This is a genomic window from Escherichia sp. WS33, assembly GCF_046486385.1.
In the GTDB taxonomy this organism is placed as follows: Bacteria; Pseudomonadota; Gammaproteobacteria; order Enterobacterales; family Enterobacteriaceae; genus ECMA0423.
Genome location: NZ_JBJQLJ010000003.1, coordinates 17,327 through 33,651, shown reverse-complemented (window position 1 = coordinate 33,651; position 16,325 = coordinate 17,327). Strand labels below are relative to the sequence as shown.

At 48.8% G+C, this 16,325-nt stretch carries 11 protein-coding genes and 2 pseudogenes; 12 read left to right on the top strand and 1 reads right to left on the bottom strand.

The features are described 5' to 3' along the window. Positions 1–40 precede the first annotated feature (40 nt). The 3 genes and pseudogenes from tnpA (at position 41) to wzzB (ending at position 3,082) form a co-directional block, all read left to right on the top strand. Positions 41–492 (top strand): annotated as a pseudogene (gene tnpA, locus ACJHXA_RS03660) (IS200/IS605 family transposase). A 300-nt stretch (positions 493–792) separates the two neighbouring features. Further along, the gene (gene ugd / locus ACJHXA_RS03655; protein ID WP_000704890.1) at positions 793–1,959 is read left to right on the top strand and encodes a UDP-glucose 6-dehydrogenase; all 1,167 of its coding nucleotides are present in this window, start codon (positions 793–795) and stop codon (positions 1,957–1,959) included. Positions 1,960–2,104: 145 nt separating this feature from the next. Further along, positions 2,105–3,082 carry an LPS O-antigen chain length determinant protein WzzB gene (gene wzzB, locus ACJHXA_RS03650; protein WP_001308750.1) on the top strand — a complete coding sequence of 326 codons (978 nt, stop codon included), beginning with the start codon at positions 2,105–2,107 and terminating at the stop codon, positions 3,080–3,082. A gap of 171 nt (positions 3,083–3,253) precedes the next feature. On the opposite strand, the pseudogene ACJHXA_RS03645 reads toward wzzB, so the two are convergent. Next, a pseudogene (locus ACJHXA_RS03645) lies at positions 3,254–3,385 on the bottom strand (hypothetical protein); the annotation flags it as partial. A 279-nt stretch (positions 3,386–3,664) separates the two neighbouring features. On the opposite strand from ACJHXA_RS03645, the gene ACJHXA_RS03640 reads away from it, so the two are divergent. The 9 genes from ACJHXA_RS03640 to wbdC all read left to right on the top strand — a co-directional run bounded on the left by ACJHXA_RS03640 (position 3,665) and on the right by wbdC (position 16,303). Further along, entirely contained in the window at positions 3,665–3,949 is a 285-nt protein-coding gene (locus ACJHXA_RS03640) for a hypothetical protein (RefSeq protein WP_048230346.1), read from the top strand. 273 nt (positions 3,950–4,222) lie between these two features. Then, positions 4,223–5,638 (top strand): mannose-1-phosphate guanylyltransferase/mannose-6-phosphate isomerase, encoded by a 1,416-nt coding sequence (locus tag ACJHXA_RS03635; protein ID WP_000926399.1) that lies wholly within the window; start codon positions 4,223–4,225, stop codon positions 5,636–5,638. Positions 5,639–5,661: 23 nt separating this feature from the next. After that, a complete protein-coding gene (gene rfbK / locus ACJHXA_RS03630) occupies positions 5,662–7,038 on the top strand; it encodes an O9 family phosphomannomutase RfbK (protein WP_048230345.1) in 1,377 nt (458 codons plus the stop codon). A 1-nt stretch (position 7,039) separates the two neighbouring features. Next, positions 7,040–7,834, top strand: a complete 795-nt coding sequence (gene wzm / locus ACJHXA_RS03625) for an O8 family O-antigen export ABC transporter permease subunit (protein WP_001308747.1) — start codon at positions 7,040–7,042, stop codon at positions 7,832–7,834. Further along, a complete protein-coding gene (gene wzt, locus ACJHXA_RS03620) occupies positions 7,834–9,048 on the top strand; it encodes an O8 family O-antigen export ABC transporter ATP-binding subunit (protein WP_021545657.1) in 1,215 nt (404 codons plus the stop codon). The genes wzm and wzt overlap by 1 nt, the downstream gene beginning before the upstream one ends. Beyond that, on the top strand, positions 9,048–10,325 hold the full coding sequence (locus ACJHXA_RS03615; RefSeq protein WP_001742958.1) for a class I SAM-dependent methyltransferase: 1,278 nt from the start codon (positions 9,048–9,050) through the stop codon (positions 10,323–10,325). Before wzt ends, ACJHXA_RS03615 begins: the two co-directional genes overlap by 1 nt. 2 nt (positions 10,326–10,327) lie before the next feature. Next, the gene (locus tag ACJHXA_RS03610; RefSeq protein WP_097403773.1) at positions 10,328–13,969 is read left to right on the top strand and encodes a glycosyltransferase; all 3,642 of its coding nucleotides are present in this window, start codon (positions 10,328–10,330) and stop codon (positions 13,967–13,969) included. 63 nt (positions 13,970–14,032) lie between these two features. Next, on the top strand, positions 14,033–15,178 hold the full coding sequence (locus tag ACJHXA_RS03605; protein ID WP_000691215.1) for a glycosyltransferase family 4 protein: 1,146 nt from the start codon (positions 14,033–14,035) through the stop codon (positions 15,176–15,178). A 9-nt stretch (positions 15,179–15,187) separates the two neighbouring features. Next, positions 15,188–16,303, top strand: a complete 1,116-nt coding sequence (gene wbdC, locus ACJHXA_RS03600; RefSeq protein ID WP_001264404.1) for an N-acetyl-alpha-D-glucosaminyl-diphospho-ditrans,octacis-undecaprenol 3-alpha-mannosyltransferase WbdC — start codon at positions 15,188–15,190, stop codon at positions 16,301–16,303. Positions 16,304–16,325: the final 22 nt, after the last annotated feature.

The following is a 16,325-nucleotide window of genomic DNA, read 5'->3' as shown; positions in this document are numbered from 1 at the left end:
CAACTGCAAGTGTCAAACAAGAAATCAAAAGGGGGTCCCAATGGGGAACGAAAAGAGCTTAGCGCACACCCGATGGAACTGTAAATATCACATAGTTTTTGCGCCAAAATACCGAAGACAGGTGTTCTACAGAGAGAAGCGTAGAGCAATAGGCAGTAAAAGCTGTGTGAGTGGAAAAGCGTACGGATTCTGGAAGCTGAATGCTGTGCAGATCATATCCATATGCTTGTGGAGATCCCGCCCAAAATGAGCGTATCCGGGTTTATGGGATATCTGAAAGGGAAAAGCAGTCTGATGCTTTACGAGCAGTTTGGTGATTTGAAATTCAAATACAGGAACAGGGAGTTCTGGTGCAGAGGGTACTACGTCGATACAGTGGGTAAGAACACGGCGAATATACAGGATTACATAAAGCACCAGCTTGAAGAGGATAAAATGGGAGAGCAGTTATCGATTCCCTATCCGGGCAGCCCGTTTACGGGCCGTAAGTAACGAAGTTGGATGCAAATGTCAGATCGTGTGCGCCTGTTAGGGCGCGGCTGGTAAGAGAGCCTTATAGGCGCATTTGAAAAACCTCCGGCTATGCCGGAGGATATTTATTTGCCATTTATCTTATAGACTAAATTTCACTGCTTAATATTAACTTAATAAATATCAGCTATTCTTATAAAGAAAATCTGAATTGTTTTTCGTTGCGTTGACCATCGAACAACGTAGCGTTAAAACTTTTAGCTCTTATCAGGATGCTAAAAACATCATGATTCACAGTTAAGTTAATTCTGAGAGCATGAAATGAAAATCACCATTTCCGGTACTGGCTATGTAGGCTTGTCAAACGGGCTTCTAATCGCACAAAATCATGAGGTTGTGGCATTAGATATTTTACCGTCACGCGTTGCTATGCTGAATGATCGGATATCTCCTATTGTTGATAAGGAAATTCAGCAGTTTTTGCAATCAGATAAAATACACTTTAATGCCACATTAGATAAAAATGAAGCCTACTGGGATGCTGATTATGTCATCATCGCCACTCCAACAGACTATGATCCTAAAAATAATTATTTCAATACATCCAGTGTAGAATCAGTAATTAAAGACGTAGTTGAGATAAATCCTTATGCGGTTATGGTCATCAAATCAACGGTTCCCGTTGGTTTTACCGCAGCGATGCATAAGAAATATCGCACTGAAAATATTATATTCTCACCCGAATTCCTCCGCGAAGGTAAAGCCCTTTACGATAACCTTCATCCGTCACGTATTGTCATTGGTGAGCGTTCAGAACGCGCAGAACGTTTTGCTGCGTTGTTACAGGAAGGCGCGATTAAGCAAAATATCCCGACCCTGTTTACCGACTCCACTGAAGCAGAAGCGATTAAACTTTTTGCTAATACCTATCTGGCGATGCGCGTAGCGTACTTTAATGAGCTGGATAGCTATGCAGAAAGTTTAGGTCTGAATACTCGCCAGATTATCGAAGGCGTTTGTCTCGATCCGCGTATTGGCAACCATTACAACAATCCGTCGTTTGGTTATGGTGGTTATTGTCTGCCGAAAGATACCAAGCAGTTACTGGCGAACTACCAGTCTGTGCCGAATAACCTGATCTCGGCAATTGTCGATGCAAACCGCACGCGTAAAGATTTTATTGCCGATGCCATTTTGTCACGCAAGCCGCAAGTGGTGGGTATTTATCGTCTGATTATGAAGAGCGGTTCAGATAACTTCCGTGCGTCTTCCATTCAGGGGATTATGAAACGTATCAAGGCGAAAGGCGTTGAAGTTATCATTTACGAGCCGGTGATGAAAGAAGACTCATTCTTCAACTCTCGCCTGGAACGTGATCTCGCGACCTTCAAACAACAAGCCGACGTTATTATCTCCAACCGTATGGCAGAAGAACTTAAGGATGTGGCAGACAAAGTCTACACACGAGATCTCTTTGGCAGCGACTAATCTTCTTTGATCAGGGCGGTTTCGCCCTGATTGTCTTTTGTAACCCGTGCAATAATTCATTGTTTTTATCATTTATCCTATAGTATTCACTAAGATTATCACTACACTATGCAGACCTAAAATTATAACGTCCGTTAGGGTAATGATGAGAGTAGAAAATAATAATGTTTCTGGGCAAAACCTTGACCCGGAACAGATTGATTTGATTGATTTACTGGTGCAACTATGGCGTGGCAAGATGACAATCATCATTTCTGTCATTGTCGCTATTGCCCTGGCAATAGGATATCTGGTCGTTGCCAAAGAAAAATGGACTTCCACAGCTATCGTTACTCAACCTGATGTGGGGCAAATCGCTGGTTATAACAATGCCATAAATGTGATTTATGGTTCAGCCGCGCCGAAAGTGTCTGAGATCCAGTCGATTTTAATTGGTCGCTTCAGCACGACATTTTCTGCATTAGCAGAAACGCTTGATAATCAGGAAGAACCTGAAAAACTGACCATTGAACCTACTGTTAAAAATCAGTCATTACCTTTAGCGGTGTCTTATGTTGGGCAATCGCCTGAAGCTGCGCAGAAACAGCTGGCTCAATATATCCAGCAAGTTGACGACCAGGTAAATGAAGAACTTGAAAAAGATCTGAAAGACAACATCGCGCTGCGTATGAAAAACTTGCAGGATTCTCTGAAGACCCAGGAAGTGGTCGCTCAGGAGCAAAAAGAGCTGCGTATTCGTCAAATTCAGGAAGCGTTGCAGTATGCGAATCAGGCGCAGGTGACAAAGCCGCAGATTCAGCAGACACAGGACGTGACCCAGGATACCATGTTCCTTTTGGGGAGTGATGCACTGGAGTCGATGGTTAAGCACGAAGCGAGCCGTCCGTTGGTGTTCTCGTCAACCTACTATCAGACTCGTCAAAACCTGCTGGATATCGAAAGCTTAAAGGTTGATGATCTTGATATTCACGCTTACCGCTATGTGATGAAACCTACGTTACCCATTCGTCGTGATAGCCCTAAGAAGGCAATCACCTTGATTCTGGCGGTGCTGCTGGGTGGCATAGTCGGCGCTGGTATTGTGCTGGGGCGTAACGCGCTGCGTAATTACAACGCGAAGTGATTTTTTGAGCTAAAAGAAAGCGGGCAGGGTGGTCACACCGTGCCCGTTTTTTTGTCGGATGCGATGCCGGCGTATCTTATCCAGCTTACATATGTTGAGAAAATTTGTAGGCACGATAAACCTGCACACCGGGCAATGACGGATGAGTTGTTGCCGGAAGTGACAGCAACATCACATCCGCCTACCCCGCAACTCACTGATGCGCGTGCGCAGAATCACTATCACTGTTGTTAAATCCAGAATTTGAACCTGCAACAGCACCAGAAGGTGATACATTAAATCAGGCACCTCATTGGTTAGTATGTACCATTGCAAAACGGGGGTACTCACAGCGAACATGGCGTAATTTTGTACAAATCTGTTTTTTTTATCAGCAGATTATTTAGCAACCAGGCAAAAAATGTCATGCCTTTCTTCATTTTTACTTATATATCAATTGATTATAATTAATTGGTTTGGTAAATGTTTAATATGTGTATTATTTGAGTAATCCATTAATTAGTCGGCTTTTATATTTTTTTTTCCCAGCATGCAACGCTATAATCTTCGAAGATTTTTTTGTGGAATGTGCAGTGTAGAGGCATGAGTCGTTTATCCCACCATTCGCAACATAACGCCGTCGTCGTGTGCAAAGAGCTGTCAAGCCCGAACGCGCGCTGCTTCTCTGGCGGCGAATACGATGTCTCTTCTTATCTTTCCTCGTATCGTAAATGCCCCTTTCTGATGGTTGCCGGCATCGGTAAATCACTTGATTCGTTTTTGTTGATGGCGGTGAGAGCATGTGTTTTGCCCCGCGTAAATGAGAAGGTCCTGATGGTTAATCTGGCGGCAAATGTGGAAATTGTGGGGCGTTTCGTGGCCTGGTGAGGAACAGATACATATTAAAAGCAGAGATATGCCCTGAGACATATCTCTGCTTTTAGGTTTTCAGGATGCCCGTTCCGTAAGGATGGTTTTTGAGACCGCTGAGTGAAGGGGCTGCCGACATTCTGAAGCGAAAGAGGGTGGCGTTTAGCCTGGAGCACTACGCATTTTGGTTGCGATAGCCAATGGCGGTAGCGTACCTGAAAAAGGCCATTCAACCCGTTGGTCGATTGATTGATAGTAAAATAAAACAATTATTTATTTAAGGATTTCATTATGTTACTTCCTGTAATTATGGCTGGTGGTACCGGCAGTCGTCTCTGGCCGATGTCACGCGAGCTTTATCCGAAACAGTTCCTCCGCCTGTTCGGGCAGAACTCCATGCTGCAGGAAACCATCACCCGACTCTCGGGTCTGGAAATCCATGAACCGATGGTCATCTGTAACGAAGAGCATCGCTTCCTGGTGGCTGAACAGCTGCGCCAGCTCAATAAGCTGTCGAATAACATTATACTTGAGCCGGTCGGGCGCAACACCGCGCCGGCCATCGCACTGGCGGCCCTTCAGGCCACCCGCTACGGTGACGACCCGCTGATGCTGGTTCTCGCCGCCGACCACATCATCAATAACCAGTCGGCCTTCCACGACGCTATCCGGGTCGCCGAGCAGTATGCTGATGAAGGTCATCTGGTCACCTTCGGTATCGTGCCGAATGCCCCGGAAACTGGCTACGGTTACATTCAGCGCGGCATGGCGCTCACCGATAGTGCCCATTCCGCGTACCAGGTGGCCCGCTTTGTGGAGAAGCCGGACCGCGAGCGCGCCGAGGCTTACCTCGCCTCCGGGGAGTATTACTGGAACAGCGGCATGTTTATGTTCCGCGCCAAGAAATACCTCATCGAGCTGGCCAAATACCGTCCGGATATCCTGGAAACCTGCCAGGCTGCGGTGAATGCCGCCGATAATGGCAGCGATTTCATCAATATCCCACATGATATTTTCTGCGAGTGCCCGGATGAGTCCGTGGACTACGCCGTTATGGAGAAAACCGCTGATGCGGTGGTGGTCGGTCTCGATGCTGACTGGAGCGACGTTGGCTCCTGGTCCGCACTATGGGAGGTCAGCCCGAAAGACGATCAGGGCAACGTCCTTAGTGGCGACGCGTGGGTACACAACAGCGAAAACTGCTACATCAACAGCGACGAGAAGCTAGTGGCGGCCATTGGCGTAGAGAATCTGGTGATTGTCAGCACTAAGGACGCCGTGCTGGTGATGAATCGCGAGCGTTCCCAGGACGTGAAGAAGGCGGTCGAGTTCCTCAAGCAGAACCAGCGCAGCGAGTACAAGCGCCACCGTGAGATTTACCGCCCCTGGGGCCGCTGCGACGTGGTGGTCCAGACCCCGCGCTTCAACGTCAACCGCATCACGGTGAAACCAGGCGGTGCCTTCTCGATGCAGATGCACCACCATCGCGCCGAGCATTGGGTTATTCTCGCCGGCACCGGTCAGGTGACTGTCAACGGTAAGCAGTTCCTGTTGTCCGAGAACCAGTCCACCTTTATTCCGATTGGCGCCGAGCACTGCCTGGAAAACCCTGGCTGTATTCCGCTGGAAGTGCTGGAGATCCAGTCGGGGGCGTACCTTGGCGAGGACGACATTATTCGTATTAAAGACCAGTATGGTCGTTGCTAATTATTTTCGGGACAAGACGCAGAATGACACAGTTAACTTGTTTTAAAGCTTATGACATCCGTGGTGAACTGGGTGAGGAACTGAACGAGGACATAGCCTACCGTATCGGTCGCGCCTACGGCGAATTTCTGAAACCCGGGAAGATAGTGGTGGGGGGCGATGTGCGCCTCACAAGCGAGTCGCTGAAGCTGGCGCTGGCCCGCGGGTTAATGGATGCCGGTACCGACGTGCTGGACATCGGCCTGAGCGGTACCGAAGAGATTTACTTTGCCACCTTCCACCTTGGGGTAGATGGTGGCATCGAGGTGACAGCGAGCCACAATCCTATGAACTACAACGGCATGAAGCTGGTGCGCGCGAATGCGAAACCCATCAGCGGCGACACCGGCCTGCGGGATATCCAGCGCCTGGCGGAGGAAAATCAGTTCCCGCCAGTGAACCCGGCGCGTCGCGGGACCCTGAGCAAGATATCGGTACTGAAGGAGTATGTTGACCATCTGATGAGCTACGTGGACTTCGCGAACTTCACCCGTCCACTGAAGTTGGTGGTGAACTCCGGAAACGGGGCTGCGGGGCACGTGATTGATGAGGTGGAGAAACGCTTCGCGGCGGCTGGGGTGCCGGTAACCTTTATCAAGGTGCATCACCAGCCGGATGGCCATTTCCCTAACGGTATTCCGAATCCGCTGCTGCCGGAGTGCCGCCAGGATACCGCCGACGCTGTGCGCGAGCATCAGGCCGACATGGGGATTGCCTTTGACGGCGACTTCGATCGCTGCTTCCTGTTCGATGACGAGGCGTCGTTTATCGAGGGATATTACATTGTCGGCCTGCTGGCTGAGGCGTTCCTGCAGAAGCAGCCGGGAGCGAAAATCATTCACGACCCGCGCTTGACGTGGAACACGGTAGACATCGTGACCCGCAACGGTGGCCAGCCGGTGATGTCGAAGACGGGGCATGCGTTCATCAAGGAGCGGATGCGTCAGGAAGACGCTATCTACGGCGGGGAGATGAGTGCGCACCATTACTTCCGCGATTTCGCCTACTGCGATAGCGGGATGATCCCGTGGCTGCTGGTGGCGGAGCTGCTGTGTCTGAAGAACAGCTCGCTGAAATCGCTGGTGGCGGACCGCCAGAAGGCGTTCCCTGCGTCGGGAGAGATCAACCGCAAGCTAAGTAATGCTGCTGAGGCGATCGCCCGCATCCGGGCGCAGTATGAGCCGGCGGCTGCACACATCGACACAACGGACGGGATCAGTATTGAATACCCTGAATGGCGCTTTAACCTGCGCACGTCTAACACCGAGCCGGTGGTGCGTCTGAACGTTGAGTCCAGAGCTGATGTGGCGCTTATGAATGAAAAAACGACCGAGCTGTTACACCTGTTAAGCGGGGAATAAGGTGAGAGATTTACTAACGACGATTTATCGTTATCGGGGATTTATCTGGAGCAGTGTTAAACGTGATTTTCAGGCACGCTATCAAACTAGTATGCTGGGCGCACTATGGCTCGTTTTACAACCGCTCTCTATGATTCTGGTCTATACCCTGGTTTTTTCCGAGGTGATGAAGGCAAGAATGCCCGATAATACCGGGTCGTTTGCCTATAGTATTTATCTCTGTTCCGGGGTACTGACCTGGGGATTATTTACTGAGATGCTGGATAAAGGTCAGAGCGTATTTATTAACAATGCTAATCTGATCAAGAAACTCAGTTTTCCGAAAATCTGTCTGCCGATCATCGTGACGTTATCGGCGGTGCTAAATTTCGCGATTATTTTCAGTCTGTTTCTAATTTTTATCATTGTCACCGGTAACTTCCCCGGCTGGCTCTTTCTCTCGGTGATACCGGTCCTGCTTTTGCAGATCCTGTTTGCCGGTGGGCTGGGGATGATCCTTGGTGTCATGAACGTCTTTTTCAGGGATGTGGGGCAACTGGTTGGCGTTGCGCTGCAATTCTGGTTTTGGTTCACACCCATTGTTTATGTACTGAATTCATTACCTGCATGGGCAAAAAATCTGATGATGTATAACCCGATGACTCGGATCATGCAATCTTATCAGTCCATCTTCGCCTATCATCTGGCCCCCAACTGGTATTCGCTATGGCCAGTATTGGCTCTCGCCATTATTTTCTGCGTCATCGGTTTCAGGATGTTCCGCAAGCATGCGGCGGATATGGTGGATGAATTATAATGAGTTATATCAGAGTAAATAATGTCGGTAAGGCGTATCGCCAGTATCACTCAAAGACCGGGAGACTGATCGAATGGTTATCCCCTCTGAATACCAAACGCCATAATTTGAAATGGATCCTCCGCGATATTAATTTCGAAGTCGCTCCGGGCGAGGCTGTCGGTATTATCGGTATCAACGGTGCAGGCAAGAGTACCCTGCTTAAACTCATAACCGGGACGTCCAGGCCGACGACTGGAGAAATTGAAATCTCCGGACGTGTCGCTGCATTACTCGAATTGGGGATGGGGTTTCATTCTGATTTCACTGGTCGGCAGAATGTTTATATGTCTGGGCAACTGTTGGGGTTATCGTCAGAGAAAATAACTGAACTGATGCCGCAAATTGAAGAGTTTGCTGAGATTGGGGACTATATCGATCAACCTGTGCGCGTCTACTCCAGTGGGATGCAAGTTCGATTAGCTTTTAGTGTAGCGACGGCTATCCGTCCTGATGTGCTAATTATCGATGAGGCATTATCTGTTGGGGATGCATATTTCCAGCATAAAAGCTTTGAGCGTATTCGAAAATTTCGTCAGGAAGGGACCACGCTGTTGCTGGTATCCCATGATAAACAAGCGATCCAAAGCATTTGCGACCGGGCCATTTTATTGAATAAAGGCCAAATTGAAATGGAAGGTGAACCTGAAGCAGTGATGGATTATTACAATGCTCTTCTGGCCGATAAACAAAATCAGTCCATTAAACAAGTTGAGCATAATGGTAAAACGCAAACTGTTTCAGGCACTGGTGAGGTGACTATCTCTGAGGTTCATCTTCTCGATGAACAGGGCAATGTGACTGAATTTGTTTCGGTAGGGCATCGTGTCAGCTTGCAGGTCAACGTTGAGGTCAAGGACGATATTCCTGAGCTTGTTGTCGGATATATGATTAAGGATCGACTTGGGCAGCCGATTTTCGGGACCAATACGTACCATCTCAATCAGACACTCACCTCCCTGAAAAAAGGAGAAAAGCGTTCGTTCTTATTTTCTTTCGATGCGAGATTGGGGGTTGGCTCCTATTCTGTCGCTGTCGCGTTGCATACTTCCAGTACGCACCTCGGCAAAAACTATGAATGGCGCGATCTGGCCGTGGTATTCAACGTCGTTAACACGGAACAACAAGAGTTTGTCGGCGTGTCCTGGTTGCCGCCTGAACTGGAGATTTCTTAATGGGTTCGTCGTTTTATCGTTCATTTGAAGAACGACACAGAGGTTCGGTTGAAGAAATCAAGCGCCGCTTGAGTTTTTATTTACCTTTTCTTGCAGGTCTGAAGGACATTTATCCTGATGGCGTGATTGCGGATATTGGTTGCGGACGTGGCGAATGGTTGGAGATCCTGACTGAAAATGGCATTGCGAACATCGGCGTCGATCTCGATGATGGCATGCTGGCGCGCGCCAGGGAGGCCGGACTGAATGTGCAGAAAATGGATTGTCTGCAGTTTTTGCAAAGTCAGGCGGATCAGAGCCTGATAGCGTTGACCGGTTTTCATATTGCTGAGCATTTGCCGTTTGAGGTCCTGCAGCAACTCGCCATGCATACCCTACGGGTGCTGAAACCAGGTGGTTTGCTGATCCTCGAAACGCCGAACCCGGAGAATGTAAGCGTCGGCACCTGTTCATTTTATATGGATCCAACGCATAATCATCCTCTGCCACCGCCACTGCTTGAGTTTTTACCTATTCATTATGGTTTTACCCGAGCAATTACCGTTCGTCTGCAGGAAAAAGAGGTTCTTCAATCTCCGGATGCAGCCGTTAATTTGGTCGATGTACTCAAAGGGGTGAGCCCCGACTACAGCATCATTGCTCAGAAAGCAGCGCCAACAGATATTCTTGAACGCTTTGACACCCTGTTTACCCAGCAGTACGGTCTGACGCTGGATGCTCTGAGCAACCGTTACGATGCGATTTTGCGCCAACAGTTTTCGTCCGTTGTCTCACGGCTGGAGACGTTGAACCAAACCTATATGCAACAGATAAGCCAAATGTCAGAGACTATTCAGACGTTGCAAGGTGAGGTTGACGATCTGAGTCATGTCATCGATCAGAACCATCAGCTTCATCAGCAAATGGCGGATTTACATAACAGTCGTTCATGGCGTATTACTCAACCACTACGCTGGTTGTCTTTGCAACGTCAATTATTACGTCAGGAAGGGGCTAAAGTGCGAGCCCGTAGGGCTGGGAAAAAAATATTGCGCAAAGGGATGGCGCTCTCGCTGGTCTTTTTCCATCGTTACCCTAAGTCTAAGGTTTATCTGTTTAAGGTTCTGAGAAAAACTGGCTGCTATACATTGCTACAACGTTTGTTCCAACGCGTAATGCTGGTGCAATCTGACACGATGATGATGCAGTCCAGAAGATATGATGTGGGTACTGAAGAAATGACAAGTCGCGCGATGAGTATTTATAACGAATTAAAAAATAAAAATACGGAGAAATAACGATGCGTATTGTCATAGATTTACAAGGCGCACAGACGGAAAGCCGCTTTCGTGGCATCGGTCGTTATAGTATCGCAATCGCCAGAGGCATAATCAGAAATAACAGCCGGCATGAGATTTTCATCGCGCTATCCGCCATGCTGGATGAGTCGATTGCAGATATTAAGGCGCAATTTGCCGATCTCCTGCCGGCAGAAAATATAGTCGTATGGCATGCCGTAGGCCCTGTTCGTGCGATGGACCAAGGTAATGAATGGCGTCGGGAGAGCGCAGAACTGATTCGGGAAGCGTTTCTTGAATCATTGTGTCCAGATGTCGTTTTCATTACGAGTTTGTTTGAAGGTCATGTCGACGATGCGGCTACATCGGTACACAAATTTAGTCGTCAGTATAAAGTAGCCGTACTGCACCACGATCTTATCCCCCTCGTGCAGGCGGAAACCTATCTGCAGGACGATGTATACAAACCCTACTATTTACAGAAAGTTGAGTGGTTAAAAAACGCTGACCTTTTGTTGACTAACTCTGCTTATACCGCACAGGAAGCGATCGAGCATCTGCATTTACAGGGCGATCATGTGCAGAATATTGCAGCCGCAGTCGATTCTCAGTTTTGTATGGCGGAGGTGGCAGCGAGCGAAAAAGAGACCGTCATTGGCCATTACGGTATTCAGCGCGAGTTCATGTTGTATGCGCCCGGAGGATTTGACTCAAGGAAAAACTTTAAACGGTTGATTGAGGCCTATGCCGGGCTCAGTGATGCCTTACGTCGCAGTCATCAACTGGTCATCGTCAGTAAGCTTTCCATCGGTGATCGTCAGTATCTGGAATCCCTTGCGTCAGGTAATGGTTTACAGCAGGGCGAACTGGTACTCACTGGTTATGTGCCGGAAGATGAGCTGATCCAGCTCTATCGCCTATGTAAGCTGTTCATCTTTGCTTCACTACATGAAGGTTTTGGCTTGCCGGTTCTGGAAGCAATGTCGTGCGGTGCGCCGGTGATTGGCTCAAATGTCACCAGTATTCCTGAAGTCATCGGTAATCCTGAGGCATTATTCGACCCGTATTCTGTCTCTTCCATGAGGGATAAGATCGCGCAATGTTTGACTGATGATACCTTCCTCGCGCGTCTGAAAGAAATGGCGCAGCAGCAAGCGCGTAATTTCTCTTGGGATAAAGCTGCGGTGACTGCTCTGGAAGCTTTCGAAAAGATCGCGGTAGAAGACACCGGTACTGCGCAGGTTTTGCCTGAAGCTTTGATTCAGAAGATCCTTGCTATCTCACAAGGGCAGCCAGATGACCGCGATCTGCGCTTGTGCGCAACGGCCATTGATTACAATCTGAAAACGGCAGAACTTTATCAAATCGACGATAAATCGCTGAACTGGCGTGTGGAAGGCCCATTCGATAGCTCATATAGTCTGGCGTTGGTCAACCGCGAATTTGCCCGGGCACTCTCAGCCGATGGTGTAGAGGTTTTATTGCATTCCACTGAAGGACCAGGTGATTTTGCCCCAGATGCCTCGTTTATGGCACAGTCGGAAAATAGTGATCTTCTGGCATTTTATAATCAATGTCAGACCCGCAAGAGTAACGAAAAGATAGATATTATTAGCAGAAATATCTATCCACCGCGGGTTACCAAAATGGATGCCAAAGTAAAATTCCTTCATTGTTATGCTTGGGAAGAAACGGGCTTTCCGCAACCGTGGATCAATGAATTTAATCGGGAACTTGACGGAGTGCTGTGTACTTCGGAACATGTTCGTAAAATACTGATTGATAACGGACTGAATGTGCCCGCATTTGTTGTTGGCAATGGCTGTGACCATTGGCTCAATATCCCAGCCGAGACGACAAAAGATGTGGATCACGGAACATTCCGTTTCCTGCACGTCTCTTCTTGTTTCCCACGCAAAGGGATACAGGCAATGCTTCAGGCTTGGGGGAAGGCGTTCACTCGTCGTGACAATGTTATCTTAATCATTAAGACTTTTAACAATCCGCACAATGAAATTGACGCATGGCTGGCTCAGGCCCAGGCTCAATTCATAGACTATCCCAAAGTTGAAGTGATCAAAGAGGATATGTCAGCCACCGAGCTTAAAGGGCTTTATGAAAGCTGTGATGTTTTGGTTGCTCCAGGTTGCGCTGAAGGCTTTGGTTTACCTATTGCTGAAGCAATGCTGAGTGGGCTACCGGCTATCGTCACCAATTGGAGCGGGCAACTTGATTTTGTTAATTCTCAAAATTCATGGCTGGTTGACTATCAGTTCACTCGGGTAAAAACGCACTTTGGTCTGTTTTCCTCAGCCTGGGCCAGTGTGGATATTGACAACTTAACAGATGCATTAAAAGCGGCAGCCTCAACCGATAAATCAGTGCTGCGTGACATGGCCAATGATGGTCGCGAGCTTCTTCTGCAGCAGTTTACCTGGAAAGCGGTGGCTGATCGTTCTTGCCAGGCGGTCAAGACTCTGCGTGCGCATATTGATATTGCACAGCATCGGGCGCGCATTGGCTGGGTGACGACCTGGAACACGAAATGTGGGATCGCAACCTATTCCCAGCATCTGGTGGAAAGCGCACCTCATGGCGCGGATGTTGTTTTTGCTCCCCAGGTCAGCGCTGGCGATCTTGTGTGTGCAGACGAAGAGTTTGTACTTCGCAACTGGATTGTAGGTAAAGAGAGCAACTATCTGGAAAACCTCCAGCCACACATTGATGCTCTGAGACTCGATGTCATTGTGATCCAATTCAACTATGGATTCTTTAATCATCGAGAACTGTCGGCGTTTATTCGTCGCCAGCATGACGCCGGTCGTTCAGTTGTTATGACGATGCACTCAACTGTGGATCCGCTGGAAAAAGAGCCGAGCTGGAATTTCCGTCTTGCTGAAATGAAAGAGGCGCTGGCACTTTGCGACCGGTTGTTGGTGCATTCGATTGCCGATATGAACCGCCTTAAAGATTTAGGCTTAACTGCGAATGTTGCTTTATTCCCGCACGGTGTTATCAACTACTCCGCAGCGAGCGTCACACGTCAACAGCAGTCTTTACCGCTAATTGCGAGCTATGGCTTCTGCTTACCGCATAAGGGCCTGATGGAACTAGTAGAATCCGTCCATAGACTCAAGCAAGCCGGTAAACCGGTTCGTTTACGACTGGTGAACGCAGAGTATCCTGTTGGGGAGTCACGCGATCTGGTGGCAGAGCTTAAAGCTGCTGCTCAGCGGTTAGGTGTTACCGATCTGATTGAGATGCATAATGATTTCCTACCTGATGCGGAGAGTCTGCGGTTGCTTTCAGAAGCCGATCTTCTGATTTTTGCTTATCAGAATACTGGGGAGTCTGCTAGCGGGGCGGTACGTTATGGTATGGCGACTCAAAAACCTGTTGCGGTAACGCCCCTGGCGATATTTGATGATTTGGACGATGCCGTCTTTAAATTTGATGGATGCAGCGTCGATGATATCAGTCAGGGGATTGACCGGATCCTGAATTCCATCCGTGAACAGAACTCTTGGGCAACCAGGACTCAACAACGTGCCGATGCATGGCGGGAACAACATGATTATCAAGCTGTTTCACGCCGTCTGGTTAATATGTGTCAAGGCTTAGCTAAAGCTAAATATTTTAAATAAAAATATCTCTCTTGTATTTTTTGCCTTTGAATACAAGAGGGGTTAGATAATGTGTCATTTATTATGAAAATTATTTTTGCTACTGAGCCAATTAAATACCCATTAACGGGCATCGGTCGGTATTCCCTGGAGCTGGTTAAGCGGCTGGCGGTCGCCCGCGAAATTGAAGAATTAAAGCTATTTCACGGTGCGTCGTTTATAGAACAGATCCCTTTGGTGGAGAATAAAAGCGATACCAAAGCCAGCAATCATGGTCGTCTGTCGGCGTTTCTACGCCGACAGACGCTGTTGATTGAGGCTTATCGCTTGCTGCATCCGCGGCGCCAGGCGTGGGCATTGCGCGACTATAAGGATTATATCTACCATGGCCCCAATTTTTATCTGCCGCATAAACTGGAACGCGCCGTGACCACGTTTCATGACATATCCATTTTTACCTGCCCGGAATATCATCCAAAAGATCGGGTTCGCTATATGGAGAAGTCCCTGCATGAGAGTCTGGATTCGGCAAAGCTGATCCTGACCGTTTCTGATTTCTCGCGCAGTGAAATTATCCGCTTGTTCAACTATCCGGAGGAGCGGATCGTAACCACCAAGCTAGCCTGCAGCAGTGACTATATCCCACGCAGCCCGGCAGAGTGTCTGCCGGTACTGCAGAAATATCAGCTGGCGTGGCAGGCCTACGCGCTATATATCGGCACTATGGAGCCACGTAAAAATATCCGAGGCCTGCTGCATGCCTATCAGCTGCTACCGATGGAGATCCGCATGCGCTATCCGCTAATCCTTAGCGGCTATCGCGGCTGGGAAGACGATGTGCTGTGGCAGTTAGTCGAGCTCGGTACTCGGGAAGGCTGGATCCGTTACCTCGGATATGTTCCGGATGAAGACCTGCCGTATCTGTACGCAGCGGCCAGAGTCTTTGTTTATCCCTCCTTCTACGAGGGATTCGGTTTACCTATTCTTGAAGCGATGTCTTGCGGTGTGCCGGTAGTATGCTCCAATGTCACCTCTTTGCCTGAGGTTGTTGGCGATGCCGGCCTCGTTGCCGATCCTAATGATATAGACGCGATTAGCGCGCAAATTTTGCAGAGCCTGCAAGATGATAGCTGGCGGGAAATCGCCACCGCGCGCGGTCTTGCTCAGGCGAAACAGTTTTCGTGGGAGAACTGTGCGACACAGACCATTAACGCCTATAAATTACTCTAAGGGTGTCAGTTGAGAGTTCTACACGTCTATAAGACTTACTATCCCGATACCTACGGCGGTATTGAGCAGGTAATTTATCAGCTAAGTCAGGGCTGCGCCCGCCGGGGAATCGCAGCCGATGTTTTCACTTTTAGCCCGGACAAAGATACAGGTCCTGTCGCTTACGAAGATCATCGGGTCATTTATAATAAACAGCTTTTTGAAATTGCCTCCACGCCGTTTTCGCTGAAAGCGTTAAAGCGTTTTAAGCTGATTAAAGATGACTACGATATCATCAACTACCATTTTCCGTTTCCCTTTATGGATATGCTGCATCTTTCGGCGCGGCCTGACGCCAGGACTGTGGTGACCTATCACTCTGATATAGTGAAACAAAAACGGTTAATGAAGCTGTACCAGCCGCTGCAGGAGCGATTTCTCAGCGGCGTAGATTGCATCGTTGCCTCGTCGCCCAATTATGTGGCTTCCAGCCAGACCCTGAAAAAATATCTGGATAAAACGGTGGTGATCCCGTTTGGTCTGGAACAGCAGGACGTGCAGCACGATCCGCAGAGGGTCGCGCACTGGCGGGAAACTGTCGGCGATAAGTTCTTTCTCTTCGTCGGCACTTTCCGCTACTACAAAGGGCTGCATATTCTGATGGATGCCGCTGAGCGTAGCCGACTGCCAGTGGTGGTTGTAGGGGGCGGGCCGCTGGAATCGGAAGTGCGGCGTGAAGCGCAGCAGCGCGGGCTGAGCAATGTGATGTTTACCGGCATGCTCAACGACGAAGATAAGTACATTCTCTTCCAGCTCTGCCGGGGCGTGGTATTCCCCTCGCATCTGCGCTCTGAGGCGTTTGGTATTACGTTATTGGAAGGCGCACGCTTCGCAAGGCCACTGATCTCTTGTGAGATTGGTACAGGTACCTCTTTCATTAACCAGGACAAAGTGAGTGGTTGCGTGATTCCGCCGAATGATAGCCAGGCGCTGGTGGAGGCGATGAATGAGCTCTGGAATAACGAGGAAACCTCCAACCGCTATGGCGAAAACTCGCGTCGTCGTTTTGAAGAGATGTTTACTGCCGACCATATGATTGACGCCTATGTCAATCTCTACACTACATTGCTGGAAAGCAAATCCTGAGAGATGCTACCCCCGCCGTTGC

Excerpts from the sequence above, each read along its gene's own strand:
- ACJHXA_RS03610 (WP_097403773.1), top strand. The coding sequence starts at position 10,328 with ATGCGTATTGTCATAGATTTACAAGGCGCACAGACGGAAAGCCGCTTT.
- ACJHXA_RS03635 (WP_000926399.1), top strand. The coding sequence starts at position 4,223 with ATGTTACTTCCTGTAATTATGGCTGGTGGTACCGGCAGTCGTCTCTGG.
- ugd (WP_000704890.1), top strand. The coding sequence starts at position 793 with ATGAAAATCACCATTTCCGGTACTGGCTATGTAGGCTTGTCAAACGGG.
- ACJHXA_RS03640 (WP_048230346.1), top strand. The coding sequence starts at position 3,665 with ATGAGTCGTTTATCCCACCATTCGCAACATAACGCCGTCGTCGTGTGC.
- rfbK (WP_048230345.1), top strand. The coding sequence starts at position 5,662 with ATGACACAGTTAACTTGTTTTAAAGCTTATGACATCCGTGGTGAACTG.
- wzzB (WP_001308750.1), top strand. The coding sequence starts at position 2,105 with ATGAGAGTAGAAAATAATAATGTTTCTGGGCAAAACCTTGACCCGGAA.
- ACJHXA_RS03615 (WP_001742958.1), top strand. The coding sequence starts at position 9,048 with ATGGGTTCGTCGTTTTATCGTTCATTTGAAGAACGACACAGAGGTTCG.
- wzt (WP_021545657.1), top strand. The coding sequence starts at position 7,834 with ATGAGTTATATCAGAGTAAATAATGTCGGTAAGGCGTATCGCCAGTAT.
- ACJHXA_RS03605 (WP_000691215.1), top strand. The coding sequence starts at position 14,033 with ATGAAAATTATTTTTGCTACTGAGCCAATTAAATACCCATTAACGGGC.